Consider the following 5,483-nt stretch of genomic DNA (forward strand, 5'->3'; position numbering starts at 1 on the left):
CCGACGACCTGGCCCCCGGCTTCCTGCTCGTCACCTTCGACCCGCACCCGACCGGCGGGCTCGGCGACGGTGCGGCGGCCCGGCCGGCGCCCGGCTCGCGCGAGCGCGAGCTCGAAAGCCAGATCGAGGAACTGAAGTGGCACCTGCGCGACGTCACCGAGCACGGCGAGACGACGGCGCAGGAGCTCAAGGCGAACAACGAAGAGCTGCAGTCGATCAACGAGGAGCTGCGCTCGGCGACCGAGGAGCTCGAGACCAGCCGCGAGGAGCTGCAGTCGATCAACGAGGAGCTGACCACCGTCAACCAGGAGCTGAAGAGCAACGTCGAGGAGCTCGGGCGCAGCAACGCCGACCTGCAGACCCTGATGGCGTCGACGGCGATCGCCACCGTGTTCCTCGACCGCGAGCTGCGCGTCGGCCTGTTCACGCCGTCGGCGGTGCCGATCTTCCATTTCATCGCCGGAGACGTCGGCCGGCCGCTCTCCGACCTGTCGCCGCGGCTCGACTACGCGCAGATGGGCGACGACGCGCGCCGGGTTCTCGACGAGCTGGTCCCGGTCGAGCGCGAGGTGCACGCCGGCGAGAGCGTGTTCCTGGCGCGCGGCCTGCCCTACCGCAGCAGCGAGGACCGGATCGCCGGCGTCGTCTTCACGTTCCTCGACATCAGCGCACGCAAGGCCGCCGAGGAGGCGCTGCGCGAGTCGGAGGCGCAGTTCCGGACCATCGTCAGCCAGGCCGCCGCCGGCGTCACGCACCTCGACCTCGAAGGGCGGCTGACACTGGTCAACCAGCGCTACTGCGCGATCACCGGCTACCCGGAGCCGGCGCTGCTCGGCCTGCGCGTGTTCGATCTCGTCCACCCCGACGACCAGGCCCGCAACGTCGACGCCTTCCGGCGCCTCGTCGCCGAGGGCAAGCCGTTCGACATGGAAAAGCGCTACGTGCGCCGCGACGGCGGGGTGGTCGCCGTCAGCACCGCGGCGACGCCGATCCTCGGCGACGACGGCAGGCCGACGGCGGTGATCGCCATCGTCCTCGACATCACCGAGCGCAAGCGTGCCGAGAGTGCGCTGCGCGAGTCCGAGGAGCGGCTGCGCCTGGTGATGGAGAACGCCCGCGAGTATGCGATCCTGTCGATGGACCTGCAGCGTCGCGTGACGAGCTGGAACGAAGGCGCCGAGCGCATCGTCGGATTCACCGAGGCGGAGATGCTCGGCCGCTCCGGCGACATCGTCTTCGTGGAGGAGGACCGCCAGGCCGGGATGCCCGAGCGCGAGGCGAGCGTCGCCCGGCTGGAGGGCCGCGCCGCCGACGAGCGGTGGCACAAGCGCAAGGACGGCAGCCGTTTCTGGGGCAGCGGCGTGATGATGGCCATGCGCGCTGGCGGCGGCAGCGAGGTCGTCGGCCTGCTGAAGATCTTCCGCGACCAGACGAGCGCGCGCGCCGCCCAGGAAGCCCTCGAGATCAGCCGCGCCGAGCTGGTCCAGGCGCTCGTCGACAACAGGCGCGCCCGCGCCGAGGCCGAAGCCGCCAGCCATGCCAAGGACCGGTTCCTGGCGATCCTCTCGCACGAGCTGCGCACGCCGCTGACCCCCGTCGTCCTCGCCCTGCACGCGCTCGACCGGAACCGCGACCTGCCGGCCAGCGCCCGCAGCACGATCGACCTCATCCGCAGGAACGTCACCGCCGAGCTGCATCTGATCGACGATCTGCTCGACGTGACGCGGATCTCGAGCGGCAAGCTCGAGCTGGTGAGCGGCAGCACCGACATGCACGAGGTGGTGCAGGCCGCCGCCGACGTCTGCGAGGCCGACTTCGCGGCCAAGCGGCAGCGCCTCGAGCTGGACCTCGCGGCGCCGGAGCACGGCGTCGGCGGCGACGCCCAGCGCCTGCAGCAGGTGGTCTGGAACCTGCTCAAGAATGCGTCGAAATTCACCCCCGCCGGCGGCTCGGTCCGCGTCGAGTCCCGCAACGCCGAGGGCCGTTTCGTGCTCGGCGTCTCCGACACCGGCATCGGCATCGAGCCGCAGGCCCTGCCCGTGATCTTCGATGCCTTCGCCCAGGAGGGCGACTGGGTGACGAGCGAGTTCGGCGGCCTGGGCCTCGGCCTGGCGATTGCCAAGGCGACGATCGAAGCACATCACGGGCGGCTGTCGGCTTCGAGCGGCGGCCGCAACCAGGGTGCCACCTTCACGATCGAACTGCCTCTCGAGTGAGCAGCTCATGGACGACCCACCCGTGGCCACCGCCCCCGCCCCCGCCCGCAGCGTCGCATCGCCGCATCGGCTGCGCATCTTCATCGTCGAGAACCACGAAGACACCCGATTCCTGCTCGGCCTGCTCCTCGAGCAACTGGGCCACACGGTGCTGTCGGTGGCGACGATGCAGGAGGCACTGCGCAGCATCCCCGGCGCGTCGTGCGACGTCCTGATCTCCGATGTCGGTCTGCCCGACGGCAACGGCTGGGAGCTGCTCAAGCAGCTCGGCACCGCCCGGCCGAAGTACGCCGTGGCCATGAGCGGCTTCGGCATGAGCTCGGACCGGGAGCGCAGCCGGATGGCCGGCTACCGGCACCACCTGCTGAAGCCCATCGAGCCGAACCTGCTCGAGACGCTGCTCGACGAGGCCGCCGCCGAGATCGCTCGCTAGGCGCAGCGGCCTGGCCGTCGAAAGGCCCTAGGGGCTAGCCCGGCTGGCACAGGCCGGCCTTCGGCGGCACAGTGGTCTGTCCAAGGAGATTCGACATGACCCGACCGCACCCGACCCGCCGCCGCTTCGCCGCCACCTGCGCCGCCCTGCTCGCCGGCCTGGCCGTCTCGTCCGCCCACGCCGCGTGGCCGGAGCGGCCGCTGACCCTCATCGTTCCCTGGGGCGCCGGCGGCGGCACCGACGCCACCGCCCGAATCATCGGCTCGCTCCTCGAGAAGGAGATCGGCCAGCCGGTCAACGTCGTCAACCGCACCGGCGGCAGCGGCGTCGTCGGCCACCAGGCGATCAGCGCAGCAGCGCCCGACGGCTACACCATCGGCCTGATCACGGTCGAGATCGGCATGCTGCACTGGCAGGGCCTGACCGACATCTCCGGCACCTCGTACACCCCCATCGGCATGGTCAACTTCGACCCGGCCGGCCTGCAGGTGCGTGCCGACTCGCCGTACAAGACGGCGCACGACCTGGTCGCCGCGATCAAGGCAAACCCGGGCAAGTTCAAGGCGTCGGGAACCGGACAGGGCGGCATCTGGCACCTGGCCATCGCCGGCATGCTGAAGGACCTGAAGGTCGATCCCGCGGCCGCCCCCTGGGTGCCGTCGAACGGCGCCGCGCCGGGCCTGCAGGACCTGGTCGCCGGCGGCGTCGAGATCGTCCCGTGCTCGCTCCCCGAGGCCCGCTCGCTGATCGACGCAGGCAAGGTGCGCAGCCTCGCCGTCATGGACGACAAGCCGGCGGCGCTCTATCCGAACGTGCCGATGCTGAAGGCGGCCACGGGCAGCGACTGGAAGCTCGGCGCCTGGCGCGGCGTCGCCGCACCGAAGGGGCTGGCGCCCGAGGCGCGCGACAAGCTCGTGGCCGCCATCCGCAAGATAGCCGCGAGCAAGGAGTACACCGACTTCATGACCAGCCGGGGCTTCGGCGTCGTCTACCTCGGTCCGGACGAGTTCGCCCGGCACATGGCGAAGTCGGACGCCGACCTCGGCGCGACCATGAAGGCGGTCGGCATCGCCAAGTGACTTCGCGGCGCGCCGCGAAGTCGTCCTGAGCGCAAGGATCCCCCGTTGAAGTTCAACGACGCCGTCTGGGGCGTTCTCTTCGCCCTGCTCGGCCTGGCCATCGTGGTCCACGTGCAGGGCTTCCCGCGCATCCCGGGCCAGAACATCGGCCCCGGCATCTTCCCCGGGCTGGTCGGGGCCGGCCTGGCCGTCTGCGGGCTGCTCCTGGTGGTGCGCGGCGTGCTCAGCCGGCGCGCCGCCCGGCCGGTGCCGTGGGCCGAGGCGCCGGCGTGGTTCGGCTCGGGCCGCCAGGTCCTGGCGTTCGCGGTGCTCGTCGGTGCCAACCTCTTCTACATCCTGGCCGTGCAGCGGCTCGGCTTCGTCCTCACCGCCTTCGTCTACCTGGCAGCCTTGATGTGGGTGCTGCGCGTCCGCCTCGTGCCGCTGCTCCTCGTGTCGCTGATCGCGACGCTGCTCATCCACCTTGCCTTCTACCGGTTGCTCAGGGTGCCGCTGCCCTGGGGCATCCTGCAGCCGATCGCGTGGTGAACCGGCCGGGCCGACGCCGGGCCGCTCCCGAGGCGGCCCGCGCCCCCTCGGGGGGCAGCGCCGCGGCGCAAGCCGCAAGCGTGGGGGCTTCATGAATCCGGCCTGGACGGAAGCGTTCCGGCTCGTCTTCGATCCGGCCAACGTGCTGGTGATGCTCGGGGCTTCGCTGTTCGGCCTCTTCGTCGGCGCGGTGCCCGGCCTGACCGCGACGATGGCGGTGGCGCTGCTGGTGCCGGTGACCTTCTTCATGGCGCCGATCCCGGCCATCGCGGCGATGGTCACGGCCACGGCGATGGCGATCTTCTCCGGCGACATCCCCGGCTGCCTGCTGCGCATGCCGGGCACGCCGGCGTCGGCCGCCTATACCGACGAGGCCTTCGCGATGACGAAGAAGGGCCAGGCCGAGCTCGCGCTCGGGGCCGGGCTCGTCTTCTCGGCGGTCGGCGGCCTGTTCGGGACCGCGGTGCTGATCGTCGCCGCGCCGGCGCTGGCCGAAGTGGCGCTCAAGTTCAGCTCCTTCGAGTACTTCTGGCTGGTCCTGATGGGCCTGACCTGCGCCGTCTTCATCTCCACCGACCGGCCGCTGAAGGGCCTCGTGACCCTGCTCTTCGGCCTGCTCATCGCCGGCGTCGGCCTGAACAACCCGGCCGCCTTCCCGCGCTTCACCTTCGGCAGCTCGGACCTGCTCGGCGGCATCGGCCTGATCCCGCTGATGATCGGCGCCTTCGCGGTCTCCGAAATCATCCGCTACATGGTGCGCATGGAAGGCGAGCCGCTGATCGTCGACCAGCCGATCGGCAATGTCTTCAAGGGCATGTGGCGCCTTGCCGTGAAGTACCCGGTGCAGATCCTGCGCGGCAGCACCCTCGGCACCCTGATCGGCGCGCTGCCCGGGGCCGGTGCCGACATCGCTGCCTGGATGTCGTACGCGATGAGCAAGAAGTTCTCGAAGGAGCCCGAGAAGTTCGGCACCGGCCACGTCGAAGGCATCGTCGAGAGCGGTTCGGCAAACAACAGCGCCCTGGCCGGCGCCTGGATCCCGGCCCTGGTCTTCGGCATCCCGGGCGACTCGATCACCGCGATCGTGATCGGCGTGCTCTACATGAAGAACATGAATCCGGGCCCGACGCTGTTCACCAACAACCCGCAGAACATCTACGCCGTCTTCCTGCTCTTCATCATCGCCAACCTGATCATGCTGCCGCTCGGCTGGATGTGCATCAAGGC

5 protein-coding genes are annotated in these 5,483 nt (G+C 70.5%); all 5 read left to right on the top strand.

Annotated elements, in window-relative coordinates; translation table 11 throughout:
• Positions 1 to 2,216, top strand: a 2,216-nt coding sequence (locus tag AC30N0_RS07075; protein ID WP_489517221.1) for a PAS domain S-box protein, incomplete at its 5' end; no start/stop codon positions are given.
• Positions 2,217 to 2,223: 7 nt separating this feature from the next.
• On the top strand, positions 2,224 to 2,649 hold the full coding sequence (locus AC30N0_RS07080) for a response regulator (RefSeq protein WP_489517222.1): 426 nt from the start codon (positions 2,224 to 2,226) through the stop codon (positions 2,647 to 2,649).
• Positions 2,650 to 2,744: 95 nt separating this feature from the next.
• Positions 2,745 to 3,728, top strand: a complete 984-nt coding sequence (locus tag AC30N0_RS07085; protein ID WP_489517223.1) for a Bug family tripartite tricarboxylate transporter substrate binding protein — start codon at positions 2,745 to 2,747, stop codon at positions 3,726 to 3,728.
• Between the two features lie 45 nt (positions 3,729 to 3,773).
• Positions 3,774 to 4,256, top strand: a complete 483-nt coding sequence (locus AC30N0_RS07090) for a tripartite tricarboxylate transporter TctB family protein (protein WP_489517224.1) — start codon at positions 3,774 to 3,776, stop codon at positions 4,254 to 4,256.
• Between the two features lie 91 nt (positions 4,257 to 4,347).
• Positions 4,348 to 5,483 (top strand): tripartite tricarboxylate transporter permease (locus AC30N0_RS07095; protein WP_489517225.1); only part of this gene is annotated, 1,136 nt, incomplete at its 3' end.

This window comes from Rhizobacter sp., from assembly GCF_031412495.1.
In the GTDB taxonomy this organism is placed as follows: Bacteria; Pseudomonadota; Gammaproteobacteria; order Burkholderiales; family Burkholderiaceae_C; genus Schlegelella_A.

Coding starts and splice junctions, on each gene's coding strand:
- AC30N0_RS07080 (WP_489517222.1), top strand. CDS start 2,224: ATGGACGACCCACCCGTGGCCACCGCCCCCGCCCCCGCCCGCAGCGTC.
- AC30N0_RS07085 (WP_489517223.1), top strand. CDS start 2,745: ATGACCCGACCGCACCCGACCCGCCGCCGCTTCGCCGCCACCTGCGCC.